General features: G+C 66.9%; 15 protein-coding genes. 7 read left to right on the top strand and 8 right to left on the bottom strand.

The features are described 5' to 3' along the window. The first annotated feature begins 93 nt into the window (after window positions 1-93). Complete coding sequence (locus tag AC5JBD_RS13520; protein WP_495722340.1) at window positions 94-2,031, top strand: peptidylprolyl isomerase; 1,938 nt, start codon at window positions 94-96, stop codon at window positions 2,029-2,031. Window positions 2,032-2,181: 150 nt separating this feature from the next. Here the strand turns inward: AC5JBD_RS13520 and AC5JBD_RS13515 are convergent, their stop codons facing one another. Then, window positions 2,182-2,415 (bottom strand): hypothetical protein, encoded by a 234-nt coding sequence (locus AC5JBD_RS13515; protein WP_495722339.1) that lies wholly within the window; start codon window positions 2,413-2,415, stop codon window positions 2,182-2,184. Window positions 2,416-2,699: 284 nt separating this feature from the next. Between AC5JBD_RS13515 and AC5JBD_RS13510 the strand changes: the two genes are divergently transcribed. Next, complete coding sequence (locus AC5JBD_RS13510) at window positions 2,700-2,933, top strand: hypothetical protein (protein WP_495722338.1); 234 nt, start codon at window positions 2,700-2,702, stop codon at window positions 2,931-2,933. A 52-nt stretch (window positions 2,934-2,985) separates the two neighbouring features. Here AC5JBD_RS13510 and AC5JBD_RS13505 read toward each other — a convergent pair whose 3' ends face one another. Next, window positions 2,986-4,245: a metal-dependent hydrolase family protein gene (locus AC5JBD_RS13505; protein WP_495722337.1), complete on the bottom strand. Its 1,260-nt coding sequence runs from the start codon at window positions 4,243-4,245 to the stop codon at window positions 2,986-2,988. 156 nt (window positions 4,246-4,401) lie between these two features. Between AC5JBD_RS13505 and AC5JBD_RS13500 the strand changes: the two genes are divergently transcribed. Continuing rightward, window positions 4,402-4,695 carry an usg protein gene (locus AC5JBD_RS13500; RefSeq protein ID WP_495722336.1) on the top strand — a complete coding sequence of 98 codons (294 nt, stop codon included), beginning with the start codon at window positions 4,402-4,404 and terminating at the stop codon, window positions 4,693-4,695. A 22-nt stretch (window positions 4,696-4,717) separates the two neighbouring features. Here the strand turns inward: AC5JBD_RS13500 and AC5JBD_RS13495 are convergent, their stop codons facing one another. Further along, on the bottom strand, window positions 4,718-7,030 hold the full coding sequence (locus tag AC5JBD_RS13495) for a ribonuclease R family protein (protein ID WP_495722335.1): 2,313 nt from the start codon (window positions 7,028-7,030) through the stop codon (window positions 4,718-4,720). Between the two features lie 2 nt (window positions 7,031-7,032). Next, complete coding sequence (locus tag AC5JBD_RS13490; RefSeq protein WP_495722334.1) at window positions 7,033-8,433, bottom strand: M28 family peptidase; 1,401 nt, start codon at window positions 8,431-8,433, stop codon at window positions 7,033-7,035. Between the two features lie 115 nt (window positions 8,434-8,548). On the opposite strand from AC5JBD_RS13490, the gene AC5JBD_RS13485 reads away from it, so the two are divergent. The 3 genes from AC5JBD_RS13485 to AC5JBD_RS13475 all read left to right on the top strand — a co-directional run bounded on the left by AC5JBD_RS13485 (window position 8,549) and on the right by AC5JBD_RS13475 (window position 14,426). Next, window positions 8,549-9,427 (top strand): ABC transporter ATP-binding protein, encoded by an 879-nt coding sequence (locus AC5JBD_RS13485; protein WP_495722333.1) that lies wholly within the window; start codon window positions 8,549-8,551, stop codon window positions 9,425-9,427. Between the two features lie 11 nt (window positions 9,428-9,438). Beyond that, entirely contained in the window at window positions 9,439-13,038 is a 3,600-nt protein-coding gene (locus tag AC5JBD_RS13480; protein WP_495722332.1) for an ABC transporter permease/M1 family aminopeptidase, read from the top strand. Between the two features lie 146 nt (window positions 13,039-13,184). Next, window positions 13,185-14,426, top strand: a complete 1,242-nt coding sequence (locus tag AC5JBD_RS13475; protein ID WP_495722331.1) for a hypothetical protein — start codon at window positions 13,185-13,187, stop codon at window positions 14,424-14,426. Window positions 14,427-14,469: 43 nt separating this feature from the next. On the opposite strand, the gene AC5JBD_RS13470 is transcribed toward AC5JBD_RS13475, so the two are convergent. Genes AC5JBD_RS13470 through AC5JBD_RS13460 form a run of 3 tightly spaced genes read right to left on the bottom strand, consistent with a single transcriptional unit; the run spans window position 14,470 to window position 16,996 of the window. Further along, entirely contained in the window at window positions 14,470-14,568 is a 99-nt protein-coding gene (locus AC5JBD_RS13470) for a DUF2474 family protein (RefSeq protein WP_495722330.1), read from the bottom strand. Continuing rightward, a complete protein-coding gene (gene cydB / locus AC5JBD_RS13465; protein WP_495722329.1) occupies window positions 14,565-15,560 on the bottom strand; it encodes a cytochrome d ubiquinol oxidase subunit II in 996 nt (331 codons plus the stop codon). The genes AC5JBD_RS13470 and cydB overlap by 4 nt, the downstream gene beginning before the upstream one ends. After that, window positions 15,560-16,996 carry a cytochrome ubiquinol oxidase subunit I gene (locus AC5JBD_RS13460; protein WP_495722328.1) on the bottom strand — a complete coding sequence of 479 codons (1,437 nt, stop codon included), beginning with the start codon at window positions 16,994-16,996 and terminating at the stop codon, window positions 15,560-15,562. Before AC5JBD_RS13460 ends, cydB begins: the two co-directional genes overlap by 1 nt. Window positions 16,997-17,220: 224 nt before the next feature. Between AC5JBD_RS13460 and AC5JBD_RS13455 the strand changes: the two genes are divergently transcribed. Next, window positions 17,221-17,730: a LytR/AlgR family response regulator transcription factor gene (locus AC5JBD_RS13455; protein WP_495722327.1), complete on the top strand. Its 510-nt coding sequence runs from the start codon at window positions 17,221-17,223 to the stop codon at window positions 17,728-17,730. Here the strand turns inward: AC5JBD_RS13455 and AC5JBD_RS13450 are convergent. Next, window positions 17,727-18,650 (bottom strand): glutaminase, encoded by a 924-nt coding sequence (locus tag AC5JBD_RS13450; RefSeq protein WP_495722326.1) that lies wholly within the window; start codon window positions 18,648-18,650, stop codon window positions 17,727-17,729. The two genes, AC5JBD_RS13455 and AC5JBD_RS13450, sit on opposite strands and share 4 nt — an antisense overlap. Window positions 18,651-18,731: the final 81 nt, after the last annotated feature.

Raw genomic sequence — 18,731 nt, 5'->3', positions numbered from 1 at the left:
GCCCCGCGCCAAGCTTGCCGGGCGGCGGCGGCCTTTCTATGACGCTCGCAACCTGGCGCCCGGCGCCCCGCCCTCAAGTCACGGACTTCCCGAATGATCTCCTTCCTCCGCAAAGGTCTCTCGTCCTGGCTGGTGCTGGCCATACTCGGCCTCGTCATGATCGCCTTCATCATCACCGGCGTGAACAGCCCCGGCGGGGGGCCAGTGGCGGGCGGCGGCGAGCGGCTGGTCGGCGTCGGCGATCAGGCGGTGAGCTCGGTCGAGGTGGCCGACCAGGTCAACCGCCAGCTGGAGCGCGTGCGCCAGCAGCAGCCCGAGGTCGATCTCGCCGCCTTCTTCCAGCAGGGCGCCTATGAGGAGGTCGTGCGTCAGCTGATCGGGCAGAAGGCGATGCTGGCGTTCGGCGAAAGCCAGGGCTTTGCGGCATCCAAGCGGCTGATCGACGGCGAGATCGCCGGCATCCCCGCCTTCCAGAACCTGGCCGGCCAGTTCGACCAGCAGGTGTTCCAGCAGATGCTCCAGAGCGAGCGTATCACCGAGGATCAGCTGCGGGAGGACATTGCCGGCTCGATCATCCAGCGGCAGATCCTGCTGCCGGTGGCGGCGGCTCCGGTCGTGCCGCAGGAGATGGCGCTGCAATATGCCTCGCTGCTGCTCGAACAGAGAAGCGGCAGCGTCGGCCTCGTGCCCGCCGCCGCGGTCGAAGCAGGCGCGGCGCCGACCGATGCCGAGGTCGCTACATTCTACCGGCAGAACCAGGCCCGCTACACGATCCCGGAGCGGCGCGTCATCCGCTATGCAGCATTCGGTCCGGAGCATGTCACGGGCGCCGCTCAGCCGACCGACGCCGACGTCCAGGCCTTCTACCGCGCCAATGCCGCGCGCTACGGTGCCAAGGAAACGCGGACCTTGAACCAGGTCGTCCTCCCCGATCAGGCGGCGGCGCGGGCCTTCGCCGCGAAGCTCGGCCAGGGCACCAGCTTCGCCGCGGCGGCTCGGGAAGCGGGCTTCAGCGAGGCCGACACGCGCCTCGAGAACCAGAACAAGGCCGAGTATCAGCGGCTGACCTCTGCCTCCGTCGCCAATGCCGCTTTCGCCGCCGCCGAGGGCGCGGCGACGGCGCCGGTCCAGTCGCCGCTCGGCTGGCACGTGGTGAGGGTGGAGTCGATCAACCGCACGGCGGAGACGCCGCTCGCCGCGGTGCAGGACGAAATCCGGACCCAGCTCCAGCAGCAGAAGGCGCAGGACGCGCTGACGACCCTCGTCACCCGGATCGAGGACGCGCTCGCGGACGGCGCCAGCTTCGAGGAAGTGGCCCGGGCCGAGAGGCTGCAGATCCAGGAGACGCCGCCGCTCACCGCCACGGGTCAGAACCCCGGCGCGGCCAATTGGCAGACCCCGCCCGAACTGGTGCCCCTGCTCCGCGAAGCCTTTCAAATGAGCCCGGACGAGGATCCGGTGGTCGAGACGCTCGCGCCGAACCGGTTCGCGGTCGTGGCGCTGGCCCGCGTGGTCGCCGCCGCCCCGCCGCCGCTGGCACAGATTGCGCAGCAGGTGCGGACCGATCTCGTCCAGCAGCGCGCCAACGAGCGGGCGCGGGCGATCGCCGACGCCATCGTCGCCAAGATCAACGGCGGCATGCCCGCGGCCCAGGCATTTGCAGGCGCCGTCGTGCGCCTGCCGGCGCCGGAACGTGTCAGCCGCCGCCGGATCGACATCGCCCAGCCGGGCCAGCCGGTGCCGCCGGCGCTGACGATGCTGTTCAGCCTGCCCGAGGGTAAGGCGCGGGTGCTGCCGGCGCCGAACGGCCAAGGCTGGTTCGTCGTCCACCTTGCCGAAGCGACGCCGGGCAATGCCGCCGCGGAGCCTGGGCTGATCCAGGCCACGCGCACCCAGTTCGAGCGGATCATGGGCGAGGAATATGCCGCGCAGTTCAGCCGGGCGATCGAGGCCCAGTTGAAGGTCGAGCGCGACGAGGAGGCGATCGCCCGCACCAAGCGCCAGCTCGCGAGCGGCCAGCCGATCCAGTAAGGCCGAAAAGAAACTGCCTCCGCCCAAGGTTCGAACGGAGGCAGGTCGACCGCGTGGCGGTCGGGGAACATCGTTGCAGGTCGGCAGGCGCAGGCGGCTCGTTCCGCTCCCTGACGGAGCGAGCCGCAGCCCAAGCCCGCTCGGGAGCGCTTAGCGCTGGTCTTCGACCTTCCTCCACTCGGCCTTGGTCAGGCAGACGCGGTCGTTCTTCATGCGCGTGCCCGAATTTTCGAGCCGCTTGCAGATCTTCTTCTCGCCGGCCTCAGCCGAGGCGCCGCTCTCCTGGGCGACGGTCTGGTCCTTGGCGCTGGTCTTCGCCGCGAAGGCAGGCGTGGCGGACAGAGCGAGGGCGGCGGCGAGGCCGGTGACGGTGATCAGACGCATGATGTATCTCCTGTGGCTTTGAGGAGTTCATGTGTACCGCCCCGGTGAGACGCCCGGCAGACTCCGCCTGTCGGTTTGCAGACGGACAAAGTGCCTTGGTCGAATAATACACCTCATTTCGGCTGAAAGCCGAACGAATCGGCCTGTCCGACCGATGCAAACAGGTCACGACTCTGCTACAAAAGTGGCACCCCTTTAGTTTTGGCTTTGCAAAGTCTTACAGGCGTTCATAATGGGTTCATTCGATGGGGCGCTTCGTCGCTGCATAGAAAGGGGGATGAACGATGTTGAAGCACCTGCTGACTGCAGCATTGCTCGCCACCGCACTGACCGGCGGCGCCAAGGCAGCAACGGTGATCCTCCTCCCCGAGCCCGGCAGCATGCAGCCGGCCACCATCATCGTCGATCACAAGTCTGCGGACCGCGACACGGTGCTGGTCTGCTCGTCGATCAGCCAGATCTCGACCGGCGGCTGCTCGGTGACGAGCTGGTCGAAGTCGGGCCTCAAGCGCCCTTAGCGGGCCGGCCCCCGGCGGCCGGCAGTTGACGACAACCTGAACCCGCAGCCCCTCAGGGTTCCCGCACGATCGCGCCGCCCTTCATCACCAGCCGGACCTTACGCCATGCGGCGACGTCGCTCGCAGGGTCGCCTTCCACCGCCACCAGATCGGCGAGCAGGCCGGGCCGCACGCGTCCGAGCCTGTCCTCCAGGCCGAACAGGCGGGCGTTGCCGGAAGTGGCGGCGATCAGCACGTCGACGGGACGCATGCCGTAAGCGGCCATCAGCTCCATCTCCCGGACATTGTCGCCATGGGCATAGACGCCGACGTCGCCGCCCATGCACATCGGCACCCGCGCCGCCATTGCCGCGGCGAAGCTGACACGCTTCTCCAAGACCGCGGCGGGCGCGGGCTCCGCGCCGTTCCAGCCGCGGTAGCGCGAGATCGCGTCGGTCGCCGCCAGCGTGGGGCAGAGCGCCACCCCCCTCTCCCGCATCAGCCGGAATATCTCGGGCGTGCCGGCATTGCCATGCTCGATCGTATCAGCGCCCGCCTGGATGGCATTGCGCATGCCCTCGGGTGTGCTGGCATGGACGGCGACCTTGCGGCCGGCCGCATGAGCCGCCTCGACGACGGCGCGAAGCTCCGCGAGCGTATAGGTCGGCCGGCTCTCCTCGCCGGGGCGCCAGCGATAATCGCCATATAGCTTCACCACATCGGCGCCCTTGCCCATCTGGCGCCGCGCCGCGACGACCAGTTCGGATCCATCCGCCTCCTCGGCCCCTTGCGGCACCGCGACGCCGGGCTCGAAGCCTTTTGGCCCGTAGCTGCCGGTCGCGACGAGGGCGCGGGTGGCGATCAGCATGCGCGGGCCCGGGACGATGCCCTGCTCGATCGCCTGCTTGAGGCCGACATCCGCATATCCGGCGCCCTCGGTGCCGAGATCCCGCACGGTGGTGAAGCCGGCCATCAAGGTCGCGCGGGCATGAGTGACGGCGCGCGCGGTGCGGAGGGACTCAGGCTCGCGCAGCACCTGATCGTCCCAGCTGGTCTCATTGTACGGATGCAGGAAGAGGTGCGAGTGGCCCTCGATGAGGCCCGGCATCAGCGTCATGCCGGGAAGGTCGACGGCCCGCGCCCCGGCCGGCGCGGCGAGCGCGGGGCCGGCGGCTTCGATCCGGTCCCCGCGGACCAGCACCTGCCAGCCTTCGAGCGAGCGCGGGGTCGTCCCGTCGAACACGCGCGCCGGGCGCAGCAGGACGACCGGCTCGGCCGCTGGCACCGGCGGTGTGGGCTGGACGAGCATCAGGAGGATCAGGAGAAAATGCATCAGGCGAGCGATAGCATGATCCCAGCCTGCCCCGGCAAGTGCCTGTGGCCGTTACGCTTCGGTTAACCCAGATTCGATACCTTTGCGGAACGACCGGGGCGTGTCAGAGTTTTCACTGCCCCGGCGCATTGGAGGAGCAGGGAAGGTCGCGAGATGATGAAGGATCCAGGAGGCGGTGCGGCACCGAGCCGCGATTTCCTCATGCAGGTCAAAGGCTATGGGCTCACCACGGCCGAGATCAGCTATTGGATGCCGGACCATCCCAGGCTCATCCAGCTCTTCATCTGGCAGGAATATGACACCGCGCCGACCTTCCCGGTGCTGCACGGCTTCCTCGACCATTGGCGGCGCGAGATCGAAGCGGCGCTCCACTCGGTCCGCATCGCCCACCAGCATCTGATACGCCCGGCCGAATGGCGGGCGGTGGATGGCGTGATCACGATCAACTGAACGCTCGTCGCCTCGGCTACGGCTATTTGCGCCCCTGGTGGCGGATGTTGGCGGGACGGCCGCGCCTGCCCTGCGGGCGCTTGCCCTCTTCCCTGCGTCCGTCGCGACGAACGGTGCGCCGCTGGCCGCCGCCGCCGCCCGAGGCGTCGGGAAGCTCGAAGCGGAGGCCGCCGCTGACCGGATTGGCCTCGACCAGCCTCAGCTTCAGCCGCTGGCCCGATGCAAACTCGACGCCGCTGTCATCGCCGACCAGCGTCTGGCTGGCCTCGTCATAGCGAAAATAATCGGTGCCGAGCGTGGAGACTGGCACCAGCCCGTCGCCGCCCAGTCCCACGACGGTCGCGAAGAAGCCGAACGGCTGGACGCCGGTGATGCGGCAATCGACGAGGTCGCCGACGCGCTCCGACAGATAGGCGGCGACGTAGCGGTCGATCGTGTCGCGCTCCGCCTCCATGGCACGGCGCTCGAGCTGGGAGATGAGCTCCCCGGTCACTTCCATCGCCTCGGCTTCGCCGTCGGTGAGGCCGCCCTCGCCGAGGCCGTAAGCGCGCACGAGCGAGCGGTGCACCACCAGATCGGCGTAGCGGCGGATCGGGCTGGTGAAATGGGCGTAGGAGCCGAGCGACAGGCCGAAATGGCCGTGATTTTCCGGGCCGTAATAGGCCTGGGTCTGGGTGCGTAGGATCTGCTCCATGATCTGCGGCTTGAAGTCCGCTTCTCCGACACGCTCGATGATGTGGTTGAAGGTCGAGGGGCGCACCACCTGGCCGAGTGCGAACTCGACGTCGAAGGTCTTCAGATATTCCTTCAGGGCGACCAGTTTCTCGCGGCTCGGCGGCTCGTGGTCGCGATACATGACCGGCGCCTTCCTTGCCTCCAGCGCCTTGGCGGCTGCGACGTTGGCGGCGATCATGTAATCCTCGATCAGCTTGTGCGCGTCGAGCCGCTCGCGCGGGGCGACGGAGAGGATGCGGCCCTTTTCGTCGAGCACCACGCGGCGTTCGGGGAGGTCGAGCTCCAGCGGGCCGCGCTTCTCGCGGGCGCGATACATGGCGTCCCAGCAGGCCCAGAGGGGTTTGAGCGTGGTTTCTACGATTTCGGGATCGACCGGCGGCTCGGTGGGCTCGATCTCCGGCATCGCGCAGGTCGGCGAGGAGACTTCGATCCGCTCCTGGCCAAGCGTGGCATCGATCGCGGCCTGGGCGTCCTCGTAGGCGATGTTGGCGGCGATGCGGACGCGGGCGCGGGTGAAGCGCCACGATTTGAGCTGACCGTCCTTCGTGACCTGGAGGTGGCAGACGAGGGCGGCGCGGTCCTCCCCTTCGACCAACGAGCAGACATGGGCGGAGAGCGTCTCCGGCAGCATCGGCACGACCCGGTCGGGGAAATAGACGCTGTTCCCGCGCTTCCTCGCTTCCTTGTCGAGGGCGGAGCCGGGGCGGACGTAGAAGCTGACGTCGGCGATGGCGACAATCGCCTTCCAGCCGCCGGCATTGGCCGCATCGTCATCGGGCGCGGCCCAGACGGCGTCGTCATGGTCGCGCGCGTCGGCCGGATCGATGGCGACGATCGGGATGTGAGTCAGGTCCTCGCGCTTGCCGAGGTCCTGCTTGGCGACCCGCTCCGCCTCCTCGAGCACTGTGTCGGAGAATTCATGCGGGATGCCATGCTTGTGGATCGCGATCAGGCTGAAGCTGCGCGGGGCGAACGGGTCGCCGAGCACGGCGTCAACGCGCGCGCTGAGCCGAGGCGGGCGGCCGGTCTTCTCGGCGAGGACGAGATCGCCGACCTCCGCCTTGCCGAGGTCGGAGATGGGAAGCTCGCGCCGTTCGCGCTTGTCGACGGGGCGGAGCCAGTGGCGTTCGCCTTCCTGGTGGACGACGCCCATGACGAGCTCGCTGCCCTTCAAGAGCTTCTTCATCGGATGCGCGATGAAGCCGTTGCCCTTCTGCTCCGTGCGGGCGAGGACGCGGTCGCCGACGGCGAGCGCGCCCTTGCGGCCGCGCTCCTGGAGGCGGAGGCGCGGTTCGGGCGCGTCGCTCTCCCAGCGCTCGGGCGTCGCCCAGGCGGTGCCGCTGTCGTCCACGTCGACGACGCGCAGCACCGTCACCTTGGGCACGCCGCCTTGCTTGTGGAAGGCGCGGCCGGGGCCGCCGTCGATCAGCCCTTCGTCACCCATGTCGCGGAGCAGTTGCTTCAGCGCGATTTTGTCGTGACCGGAGAGGCCGAACGCCTTGGCGATCTCGCGCTTGCCGGCGGGCGTGTCGGAGCTCTCGATGAAATCGAGTATCTCCTGGCGGCTCGGGAGCCCGGTGCGTTGCTGCTTCTTCGGCATTCCTACTGTGCTGGCGGCGGAGGCGTGTAGGGCCCGAACGCGCCACCCGGCAATGCGGATGCAACGGGGGATTCAAAGCCTTCGGCAGAGACCGAGGAGACGCCGAAGACATAGTCGTCGACGCGGATACCCGGCAGGACCAGCTTGTGATCGGCCCAGATCCGCGGTGCGTTCCGCCTCGTCTGCGGCACTTCGGTGGAGACGAGGTTCACGCCCGGCGTGACCCGGAGGCTCTCCTCCCAGTCCGCTGCATCCGTGGCGCGCCAGCGCACGACATAGGCGTCGGCGCCGCGCACCGTCCGCCATGTGATCGTCGTATCGGTCGAAACCGCTCCTTCCGCAGTCGGCGCCGGCGGCGGCGGGGCGCTGGCGAGGGCGGCCAGGGCGGCAACGTTCAGCTTCACCACTTTGGTGAGGTAGGGGAAGTCGACCTTGTCGATCGTGTCGCCGAACTCGACACCGTTCTCGACGCGCAGGTCCTGGTGCTGCCAGTTATAATTTTCGACCGCGACGGTGAGGCGGATGGCGGGATAGCCCGCGTTCAGCAGCTCGGTATGGTCGCCGCCGCGGCCGAAGCGGTCGTTGCGCCAGATCTGGCGGACGTCGAGGCCGAGACCGAGATCGTCGGCGAGCTCGTCCATGAAGCGCGACAGGTTGCGCGAAGGCGCGTCATTCTCGCCGCCGAGGCTGCGCTGGCGGGCGGCGAGGTCCTCCCTGCCCTGCCACCGGGGTCCTTCCGAGAAGACGCGGACATGGGCGTCGTCGCATTTGCCGTCGGAGCCGCAGCTGTTGCCGATGATGTCGTTGTTGAGGTTGGCGAGCACCTCCCACCCCTGCGCCTTGGCGTAGTCGGCAAGGATCTTGCCGCCGAGCAGGCCCTGCTCCTCGCCCGACAGCGCAGCATAGACGATGGTGTAGGGAAATTTGTGCTTCGAGAGGACGCGCGCCGCCTCGATCGCGGCCGCAGTGCCCGAAGCGTCGTCGTTGGCGCCGGGCGCGTCCTTGGTGAAGTCCATCACGTCGGTGACGCGGCTGTCGATATGGCCGGAGATGATGACGACGCGGTTCGGATCGCGGGTGCCGCGCTGGATGGCGAGGACGTTGGTGACCTTGGTCGGCGTGGGCACCCGGCGGCCGGTGACCACGTCCGACGGCGTGGCGATGGTCAGGCAGCCGCCGCAGGCGCGGGAGTAGCGGCGGAACTCGTCCTCGGTCCACTTGAGGGAGGCGCCGATGCCGCGCCTAGGATCCCTTTGCGACGAGAGCGTGTGGCGGGTGCCGAAGCTCACCAGCTTCTCGATGATGGCGCGGATATTCTCCTGCCTCACGTCCGAGGCGATTTCGAAGGGCTTGGCGGCGATCAGCAGCGGCGCGAGCGCCGCGAGCAAGGTCAGCTTTTTCATGAGGCTGTGCACTGAACTTCCGACAAGGGCTTGGCAACAGCTTCAAGAGGTGAAAGGTTGGCGCCCGTCACGTGGCCTATAGTGATAATACAGTTGAAGACGGGGTGGGGATCGCATGCTTGAACTGAACGATGTCAGCCATGTCTATGGCAACGGGACGCGCGCGCTCGATCATGTGACGCTCTCTATTCCGCGCGGCATGTATGGCCTGCTCGGCCCCAACGGCGCCGGCAAGTCGACCCTGATGCGCACCGTCGCGACGCTGCAGACCCCGACCGAGGGCAGCATCCGCTTCGGCGACATCGACGTAATCCGGGAGCCCGAGCGGCTCAGGCGCACGTTGGGCTACCTGCCGCAAGATTTCGGCGTCTATCCGCGCGTCTCGGCCTACGACATGCTCGATCACATGGCCGTGCTGAAGGGCGTCGCCTCCGCGTCCGATCGCAAGACGACGGTCGAGGGCCTGCTCCACCAGGTCAATCTCTGGTCGGTCAGGAAGAAGGCGCTGGCGGGCTTCTCCGGCGGCATGCGGCAGCGCTTCGGCATCGCCCAGGCTTTGATCGGCAATCCCGAGCTGATCATCGTGGACGAGCCGACCGCCGGCCTCGACCCCGAGGAGCGCAACCGCTTCCTCAACCTCCTCGCCGAGATCGGCGAGAATGTCGTCGTCATCCTCTCGACCCATATCGTCGAGGACGTCTCCGACCTCTGCCCGCGCATGGCGGTGCTGGCGGGCGGCCGCATCCAGATCGAGGGCGCGCCGCTCGAGCTCATCCAGTCGACCAAGGGCCGGATCTGGATGAAGGTCATCGAGCGCGGCCAGCTCGACCAGTATCGCGAGCGCTACGAGCTCATCTCCACGCGGCTCTTCGCGGGGCGGACGGTGGTCCACATCCTTTCCGAGAACGATCCCGGCGACGGCTTCGTCGCCGTCGAGGGTGGCCTGGAGGACGTCTATTTCTCGACCCTCGCCCAATCGCGCCGCGCGGCCTGAGGAGCGAGACGATGCTTGGCAAGATCGCGGCTTTCGAGTTCCGCTACCAGTTCCGCAACCCGGTCTTCTGGGTGGCGGCCGGCCTGTTCTTCCTCTTCTCCTTCGGCTTCGTCGCCAGCGACCAGGTGCAGATCGGCAGCGGCGGCAACGTCCACGAGAACAGCCCGAACGCGCTCGCCCAGACGCAGATGATCTTCTCGCTCTTCTACATGTTCGTGACGACGGCGTTCGTCGCGAACGTGGTGGTGCGTGACGACGATACCGGTTTCGGGCCGATCGTCCGCTCCACGCGAGTGAGCAAGTTCGACTACCTGATGGGCCGTTTTACCGGCGCCTGGCTGATCGCCTGCCTCGGCTTCCTCTCCATTCCGCTGGGGATCTGGTTCGGCTCCCTGATGCCCTGGCTCGACCCGGAGACGCTCGGGCCGAACCGGCTCAACGACTATCTCTACACCTATTTCCTGCTCGCGGTGCCGAACGTCCTCATCACCTCGGCCCTGTTCTTCGCGCTGGCGACCGCCACCCGGTCGATGATGACGACCTATATCGGCGTCATCGCGTTCCTGATCCTGTACTTCGTCTTCCTGAGCAGCGTGCGCGAGCGGCCGGAGATCGAGGCGACGATCGGCGTCCTCGAGCCGTTCGGCGGCCGCGCCTTCAACTCGATCACAAGGTATTGGACCGCCGCCGAGCGCAACACGATGCTGCCGGATTTCGCCGGGGTTCTGCTCTACAATCGCCTGCTCTGGATCGCGATCTCGATCGGCTTCCTCGCCATCGCCTACTTCGCCTATCGCTTCGCCGAGCCGGGCATCTCCAAGCGCAAGGCGCGCAAGCAGAAGAAGGCCGAAACGGCGCTCGCGGCCGCCGAGGCGGCCGAGCAGCATACAGGGCCGGCCGCGGCCCTTCCCGCCCCTCGCTTCGGCCGCGAGGCGGCGCGTGCGCAATTCTGGTCGCGCACCGGCTTCGAGATGCGCCAGGTCTTCCGCAGCCCGGCCTTCATCGTCCTGATCGCCCTCGGCCTCGTCAATTCGGTGGCGAGCCTTGCCCTGGCCGGCGAATTGTTCGGCACGCCCACCTTGCCGGTGACCCGCGCGGTCATCCCTGTGCTGGAAGGCACCTTCTCGATCATCCCGATCATCATCGCCATCTATTATGCCGGCGAGCTCGTCTGGCGCGAGCGCGACCGCAAGATGCACGAGATCGTCGATGCGACGCCGCTCCCCAACTGGGCCTATGTGATTCCCAAGACCGCGGCGGTCAGCCTGGTGCTGCTCGTCACCCTGCTGATCAGCGTCGCCGCAGCGATCCTGGTCCAGCTCGGCAAGGGCTATACCGACCTGGAGCTCGGCAAATATTTCCTCTGGTACGTGCTGCCGAACGGCTTCGCGGTCATCCTGATCGCGATCCTCGCCGTCTTCGTGCAGGCCCTCAGCCCCAATAAGTATGTCGGCTGGGGCGTGATGGTGCTCTACATCGTGCTCCAGATCATCGCCGGCAGCGTCGGGCTCGAGCATAATCTCTATGTCTACGGCCAGGGGCCGAACGTGCCGCTGTCCGACATTAACAATGCCGGCAGCTTCTGGATCGGCGCCTGGTGGTTCCGCCTCTACTGGGCGGCCTTCGCGGTGCTGCTGCTGGTCGCCGCGCACCTGCTCTGGCGGCGCGGCACCGAGACGCGGCTCAAGCCCCGGCTGCAGCGCGCACCGGCCCGCCTCAAGGGCACGCCGGGCCTGATTGCAGGCCTCGCTGTCATCGTGCTGGTCGGGACCGGCGCCTGGATCTTCTACAACACCAATGTGCTCAACGAATATCGCACCCGCGACGAGGGCGAGCTGTTCAGGGCCAATTACGAGAAGAAGTTCCTCAAATATGAGGACTTGCCGCAGCCGACCATCTCGGACGTGAAGCTGGCCGTCGACCTATACCCCCAGGAACGGCGGGCGGAGGTGAGCGGCCAATATCTGCTGCGCAATCTGACCGACACGCCGATCCGCAACGTCCACGTTCGCGACTTCGATCTGGAAACCAAGATCCAGAACGTGACCTTCCCGGGCGCCCGGCTCGCCAGCCACGACGAGGAGTTCGGCTACCGCATCTACCGGCTCGACCAGCCGATGGCGCCGGGCGAGACGCGCACCCTCACCTTCAAGGCGCAGCGTTGGAACCGCGGCTTCCGCAATGCCGGCGAGGACACGAACCTCGTCGAGAACGGCACCTTCCTCAACAATTACGAATTCGCGCCGCTGATCGGCATGGACCGGACCGGCATGCTCCAGGATCGCACGCGGCGCCGCAAATATGACCTGCCGGCCGAGCTCAGGCTCCCCAAGCTGGAGGAGGTAGCGGCCACCAAGGATCCCTATTTCGGCGGCGGCTGGTCCACTGCCGACATCACCCTCTCCACCTCTGCCGACCAGCTCCCGATCGCGCCCGGCAAGAAGGTGTCCGATGTGACCCGGAACGGCCGCCGCACGGCGCGCTTCCTCTCCGACGCGCCGATCCTCACCTTCTTCTCGATCCAGTCGGCGCGCTATGCGGAGAAGAAGCGCAACCACAAGGGCGTGGAGCTCGCCGTCTATTATCATCCGGCGCATCGCTGGAACGTCGACCGGATGCTGAACGCGATGGCGACGGCGCTCGATTACTATCAGCCCGCCTTCGGCCCCTATCAGTTCGATCAGGCGCGGATCATCGAGTTCCCTGCCTATGCGACCTTCGCGCAGGCCTTTGCCAACACAATGCCCTATTCGGAGGCGATCGGCTTCGTCGCCGACACGTCCGATCCGGAAGAGATTGATTACGTCACCTACATCACCGCCCATGAGGTCGGCCACCAATGGTGGGCACACCAGGTGATCGGCGCGAACATGCAGGGCGGCACGATGCTGAGCGAGACCTTCGCCCAATATTCGGCGCTGATGGTGATGAAGAAGCTCTACGGCGAGGATGCGATGCGCCGCTTCCTCAAGTTCGAGCTGGACCGATACCTGCGCAGCCGCGGCGGCGAGGTGATCGAGGAACTGCCGATCGCCCGCGTCGAGAACCAGCAATATATCCACTATCAGAAGGGTTCGCTGGTCATGTACCTGCTGCAGGCCCGGCTCGGCGAGGCGGCGGTCAATCGTGCGCTGAAGAGCGTGATCGACCGCTACAAGTTCAAGGGCGCTCCCTACCCGCGCTCAGTCGACGCGATCCAGGCGTTCCGGCGCGAGGCCAGGACGCCCGAGGATCAGGCGCTGATCACCGACTTGTTCGAGCGGATCACCGTCTACGATCTCAAGACCACCGCCCCCACCGCCGTCCAGCGCAAGGACGGCAAATGGGACGTAACCGTGACCGTAGAGGCGAAGAAATTCTACGCCGACGGCAAGGGAGCGGAGAAGGAAGCACCGCTCCAGGACCGTATCGCGATCGGCCTGTTCACCGCCGAGCCCGGACGCGGCTCCTTCGACAAGAAGAACGTCATCCTGATGCAGCGCCAGCCGGTGAAGAGCGGCAAGCAGGTCTTCCGCTTCGTCACCGACAAGAAGCCGACCCACGCCGGCGTCGACCCCTACAATTTCTACATCGACCGGAATTCCAACGACAATGTCGTGCCCGTCGCCTGAAACGGCGGGCTCGTCGCAGGAGCCTCCCCTTCCCCGCCTGGAATGACGGGTCCGTCGCACGAGCCTCCCCTTCCCCTGCCGAACCTCTAGGCGCCCGCTCAGCGGTCGCCGAAAGGCGGCCGGTTTTGCTTTCTCAAGGGGGACTTATGAAGCTCAACCAACACCTGCTCGCGGGGGTCTGCGCGGTTGCCGTCGCCGGCACCCTGACCTTCGCCACCGCCAAGGCCCAGCAGCCGGCAGCGCGCGGCACAGCCGAATATTGGCTTTCGGCCGAGACCAGTTCCGGCCTCGGCGCGGGCATGACCGGCGGCAACCCGTCGGCCTCGATGATGAAAGCCATGTTCGGCGGCGGCAAGCAGGAAGCTTACGCACGCACCCTGATGCTCCAGCTCGGATCACCCCAGCGCGCGGCCGGCGAGCCGATGGCGGAGCATCTGCCGCCGACCGGCTTGCAGGCGGGCCCGACCCTGCCGCTGGTCAGCCCGAAGATCGTGCGCCCGACTGGCCAGACCAATCAGGACTGGACCGCGAACATGGAGCGCCCGAAGGGCCGCATCCTGATCTACTGGGGCTGCGGCGAGCGCGCCGGCCCGGGTCAGCCGGCGGTGATCGACATGGCCAGCCTCGCTTCCGGCAAGGCGCAGTCGCTGATGCGCACCGCCAACGTGAAGTTCATGACCCCGCCATCGGCCGACCGGGCCGGCACCTATGGCGAGTGGCCGAACGAGAAGAGCGGCACCCGCGTGCCCGCCGCCGGCTCGCTGGTCGGCGCCCATGTCGTCAAGGGCAATTACACTCCGGAGATCCGCTTCAACCTTGCCCAGAACCAGGACTTTCTGGCGCCGGTGCAACTGCTTTCGCAGGCCGAGGCGCCGTCCGGTGCGATGCCGCTCGTGTGGAAGCCCGTGGCCGGCGCGCAGGCCTGGTTCGCCAGCACGATCGGTTCCAATCAGGGCGGCGATCTCGTCGTCTGGACCTCGAGCCAGAGCCAGATCTTCGACATGATGAGCGACTATCTGCCGCAGGCGGAAATCGCGCGCCTGCTCCAGCAGAAGATGCTGCTGCCGGCCGCGACCGACCGCTGCACCGTTCCCGCCGAGGCCGTGAAGGCGGCGCCGCAGGCGATGCTGAGCGTCGTCGCCTTCGGCAGCGAGGCCAATTTCAGCCACCCGGCCCGTCCCGCCAAGGCGCCGGCCTCATGGCGTCCGGAATGGGCGGTGAAGCTCAGGACCAAGTCGACCTACCGCAACATGCTCGGCATGGAGATGCCGGACATGACCGGCGGCGACGACGAGGCGGACGTCACCGCCGAAGCGCCGCAGCGCGGCAAGAAGAAGAAGGTTCGTCTGCCGATCCCCGGCGGCCTCGGCGGTCTGTTCGGCAACTGACCTTCTTGAGCGGCGGGCGGAAAGACGCCCGCCGCTTCACCTTTCAATGGATCCAGAGGCGGAGCAGGTACGCGACGGCCGAGATCGTGGCGACGCTCGCCGCCCAGAGCCCGACGAACCAGGCGAGCTGCTTCGTCCTCAATGATAGCCCTCCTCGCCGACCTTGCCGCGGAAGACCCAGTAGGACCAGGCGGTGTAGGCGAGGATGAGCGGGATCAGCACCGCCGCGCCGACCAGCATGAAGAGCTGGCTCGTATAGGGCGCGGCCGCGTCCCAGATCGACAGGCGGCCGGGAATGACGTCCGGCCACATCGAGATGGCGAGGCCGATCATCGCCAGCGCGAACAGGATCAGGCCGTAGAGGAAGGGATGCGCGTCATTGTCGCGCTTGAGGCTCCGCCACATCAGCCATGAGACGGCGAGCACGACGATCGGCATGGGCAATGTCACGAGCAGGCCCGGGAAGTCGAACCAGCGCTCGTAATATTTCTCCTCCAGAAACGGCGTCGCCAGGCTGACCGCGCCGAAGGCGACCAGCAAGGCAGGCAGCAGCGGCTTCGCGTAGCGGCGGGCGTCGGCTTGGATCTGCCCTTCCGTCTTCCAGATCAGCCAGCAGGCGCCGAGCAAGGCGTAGCCGACGACCAGGCTCGCGCCGGCCATCAGGCTGAACGGCGACAGCCATTCCCACCAGCCGCCGGCATAAGCGCGGCCCTCGATGGTGATGCCCTGCAGCAAGGCCCCGAGCGTCACGCCCTGCGCGAACGTCGCCACCAGCGAGCCGAGGAAGAAACCTGCGTCCCACCAACGCCGATGCTCGGCGTCACGCCAGCGGAACTCGAAAGCGACGCCGCGGAAGACGAGGCCGAGCAGCATCGCGGTCAGCGGCGCGTAGAGCGCCGGCAAGATGATCGCATAGGCCAGCGGAAAAGCGGCGAGCAGACCGCCGCCGCCGAGCACCAGCCAGGTCTCGTTGCCGTCCCAGACCGGCGCGATCGCATTCATCGCCTGGTCCCGCTCCTTGCCCACCTTGAAGCCGGGGAAGAGGATGCCGATGCCGAGATCGAACCCATCCATCACCACATAAGCTGCGACGGCGAAGGCGATCAGGAACGCCCAGATGACGGTCAGGTCCATCACTCCGCCTCCTCTGTAGCATCCGGCCGCGGGTCGGCGGCACCGCGCCGCATCGCCGGGGACGGCGTGATGCCGGCGGTGCGGATCGGGGCTTCGGCGGGCTTGGGCTCGCCCTTGTGCGGCGGGTGGGCCATCAGCTTCAGGATGTAGAGCGTGCCGACCGAGAAGACCGCGAAATAGACGATCACGAAGGCGATCAGCGATCCGGTGACGCCGGGGGTGGCGATCGGCGAGACCGCATCCTCGGTGCGGAGAAGATTGTAGATGACATAGGGCTGGCGGCCGACCTCGGTGGTGATCCAGCCGGCGATGACGGCGACGAAGCCCGCGGGCCCCATCAGCACGGCGAAGCGATGCAGCAATGACCAGTCGTAGAGGCGCCTGCGCACCCGGGCGAGCAGGCTCCAGAGGCCGAGCGCGAACATCAGGAATCCGAGGCCGACCATGATCCGGAACGACCAGAAGACGATCTCGGCCGGCGGGCGCTCCTCCTTCGGCCAATCCTTGAGGCCGGGAAGCGGCGCGTCGCCGTCGTGCTTCAGGATCCAGGAACCGAGCTTCGGCACCTCGACCTTCCACCGCGTCACCTCCGCCTCGTCATCGGGCAGGCCGAACAGGATCAGCGGGGCGCCGTTTGGGCTCGGCTCGTAATGGCCCTCCATCGCCATCACCTTCTGCGGCTGGTGCTCGAGCGTGTTGAGCCCGTGCAAATCGCCGACGAAGATCTGCACCGGCGCGACCAAAGCCGCCATCCACATCGCCATGGAGAACATCGTCCGGACACCGGGCAGGTCGCGGCCCTTGAGCAGGTGCCAGGCCCCTACCCCGCCGACCACCAGGGCCGTGGTGAGGTAGGCGGCAGTGACGGTGTGGACGAGGCGATAGGGGAAGCTCGGATTGAAAATGATGGTCAGCCAGCTCCCCGCCGGCACGAACTGATTCTGATCGTTGAGCGCCCAGCCGACCGGCGTGTGCATCCAGCTGTTCACGCTGAGGATCCAGAAGGCGGAGATGGCCGTCCCGACTGCCACCATGCAGGTGGCGAGGAAGTGGAGCTTCTTGCCGACCCGCTCCAGCCCGAACAGCATCACGCCGAGGAAGCCCGCCTCCAGGAAGAAGGCGGTCAGCACCTCGTATGCCATCAGCGGACCGATGATCGGCCCGGCGCGGTCCGAGAAGACCGACCAATTGGTGCCGAACTGGTAGGACATGACGATGCCGGAGACGACGCCCATCGCGAAGGCGATGGCGAAGATCTTCAGCCAGTATTTGAAGAGGTTGAGGTAAACCTCCTTGCCCGTCTTCAGCCACAGCCCTTCCAGCACCGCCAGATAGGAAGCGAGGCCGATCGAGAAGGCCGGGAAGATGAAGTGGAAGGAGACGGTGAAGGCGAACTGGATCCGCGCCAGCAGCAATGCCGTTTCCGCGTCGCTCACCTCGGCTGTCTCCCGCCCGGTTATTCTGGCCGCCTCATACGGCCGTGACGCCGCCTGCTGAAGAGCAGCCGGAATGCGAAACGCTCACCCGCACATGCGTCCTGCGCACTTCATCTAACACGTTTCGGCGCTGCTGGAGAATCGTTCGCCGCAAAACGGCTACGAAACGATTCACGGGCGCCGAAGCCGCGGCTAACCTCCTCAAAACGCATGGGAGGGGTTTGATGCTGAAGATCTTGATTGTGGAGGATGAGCCGCTGCTGGCCGCAACGTTGAGGCATCTCGTCGAGCTCAACCCGCTCTACCAGGTCACCGGCGTCGCCGAAGACCTCCAAAGCGCGATGGAGGCGGCAGAGGAGCGCCGGCCGGATTTGGCGCTGGTCGACCTCCAGCTTGCCCGCGGATCGACCGGTTACAGCGTCGCGGTGAAGCTCGGCGACCTCGGCATACCCTGCTTGTTCACGACCAGCATGCCGCCCGCCTTTCCGATGCCGGAGCTGGCGCTCGGCTGCCTCTCCAAGCCCTATAGCGAGGACGATCTGGTGCGGACTCTTCGCACCGCCGAGGACATCATCCGCGGCCGCGAGCGCTGGCTCCAGCGCAACCCGGCAACGCTGCAGCTCTATTGCGACGCCCCGCAGCCGGCCGTGATCAAGCAGGTCGCCGCCGCCTTCACGCCGGCGCGAAGCCAGGTGCGGTCGCGGCGCCAGGGGCTCTGGTCGGCGATCCGTTAGACGAACACGGACCAGCCGGTCCGCTCGACGACGTTCTCCAGCATGACCGCCCCGGCGAGCGAGGTTCCGGCGGCGTTGAGGCCGGGTGACCAGACGGAGATCGCGCCGAAGCCGGGGACGATCACGAGGATGCCGCCGCCGACGCCGCTCTTACCGGGAAGGCCGATGCGAAAGGCGAAGTCGCCGCTATTGTCATAGTGGCCGCAGGTCAGCATCAGCGAGTTGATGCGTCGGGCGCGGTGGGAGATGGTGACCGCGTCGCCGGTGATCGGATCGGTTCCGTCGAACGCCAGGTAGAGCGCCGCGCGTGCGAGCTGACGGCAGCTCATCGCGATCGCGCACTGCCGGAAATAGACCGACAGCACCTCCTCGACCGGGTTCTTGAGGTTGCCGAAGGCGGAGACAAAATAAGCCAGGCTGCGGTTGAGGAAACCGGCCTGCGATTCGGAGATGGCGACATTCTCGTCGATCGCGATGCTGTCGTCTCCTGCCCGATCGCGCAGGAATTCGAGGATCTCCGCCACCGCCGCGTCGGCCGTGCCGTGGCCCATGATATTGTCGCTGACGACGATCGCGCCGGCGTTGATCAAAGGGTTGCGCGGCTTGCCTTTCTCCTGCTCGAGCTGGACGATCGAGTTGAACGGCGAACCCGAAGGCTCCCGCCCGACATGGTTCCAGAGCTGCGCGCCGACATGATCGAGCGCGAGATTCAGCGCGAAGACCTTGGAGATGCTCTGCACCGAGAACGGTTCGTCGGCGTCGCCGGCGCGATAGGTGCTGCCGTCTTTGCAGGCGATGGCGATGCCCATCTTCCTGGGATCGACCGCCGCCAGCGCCGGTATGTAGCTCGCCACGTCGCCATGGCCGCGATAGACCTCGGCGCCGCTCAGCGCGTCCTCGACCAGTTTCTGAAGGTCCATCGGCCGCTCCCCTGCTTCGTTCGGCGCCCTTGTTTCAGACCCGGGCCGATTTTGAAAGCCGGGACCTTATTGCGCCCGGAG

Source organism: Allosphingosinicella sp. (assembly GCF_059502505.1).
Note: the sequence above shows the minus strand (reverse complement) of the source record. Positions and strands in the feature narration are given on the sequence as shown.

What these genes read in the sequence shown, in the direction of transcription:
- AC5JBD_RS13520 (WP_495722340.1), top strand. Translation starts at nt 94, where the DNA reads ATGATCTCCTTCCTCCGCAAAGGTCTCTCGTCCTGGCTGGTGCTGGCC.
- AC5JBD_RS13515 (WP_495722339.1), bottom strand. Translation starts at nt 2,415, where the DNA reads ATGCGTCTGATCACCGTCACCGGCCTCGCCGCCGCCCTCGCTCTGTCC.
- AC5JBD_RS13510 (WP_495722338.1), top strand. Translation starts at nt 2,700, where the DNA reads ATGTTGAAGCACCTGCTGACTGCAGCATTGCTCGCCACCGCACTGACC.
- AC5JBD_RS13505 (WP_495722337.1), bottom strand. Translation starts at nt 4,245, where the DNA reads ATGCATTTTCTCCTGATCCTCCTGATGCTCGTCCAGCCCACACCGCCG.
- AC5JBD_RS13500 (WP_495722336.1), top strand. Translation starts at nt 4,402, where the DNA reads ATGAAGGATCCAGGAGGCGGTGCGGCACCGAGCCGCGATTTCCTCATG.
- AC5JBD_RS13495 (WP_495722335.1), bottom strand. Translation starts at nt 7,030, where the DNA reads ATGCCGAAGAAGCAGCAACGCACCGGGCTCCCGAGCCGCCAGGAGATA.
- AC5JBD_RS13490 (WP_495722334.1), bottom strand. Translation starts at nt 8,433, where the DNA reads ATGAAAAAGCTGACCTTGCTCGCGGCGCTCGCGCCGCTGCTGATCGCC.
- AC5JBD_RS13485 (WP_495722333.1), top strand. Translation starts at nt 8,549, where the DNA reads ATGCTTGAACTGAACGATGTCAGCCATGTCTATGGCAACGGGACGCGC.
- AC5JBD_RS13480 (WP_495722332.1), top strand. Translation starts at nt 9,439, where the DNA reads ATGCTTGGCAAGATCGCGGCTTTCGAGTTCCGCTACCAGTTCCGCAAC.
- AC5JBD_RS13475 (WP_495722331.1), top strand. Translation starts at nt 13,185, where the DNA reads ATGAAGCTCAACCAACACCTGCTCGCGGGGGTCTGCGCGGTTGCCGTC.
- cydB (WP_495722329.1), bottom strand. Translation starts at nt 15,560, where the DNA reads ATGGACCTGACCGTCATCTGGGCGTTCCTGATCGCCTTCGCCGTCGCA.
- AC5JBD_RS13455 (WP_495722327.1), top strand. Translation starts at nt 17,221, where the DNA reads ATGCTGAAGATCTTGATTGTGGAGGATGAGCCGCTGCTGGCCGCAACG.
- AC5JBD_RS13450 (WP_495722326.1), bottom strand. Translation starts at nt 18,650, where the DNA reads ATGGACCTTCAGAAACTGGTCGAGGACGCGCTGAGCGGCGCCGAGGTC.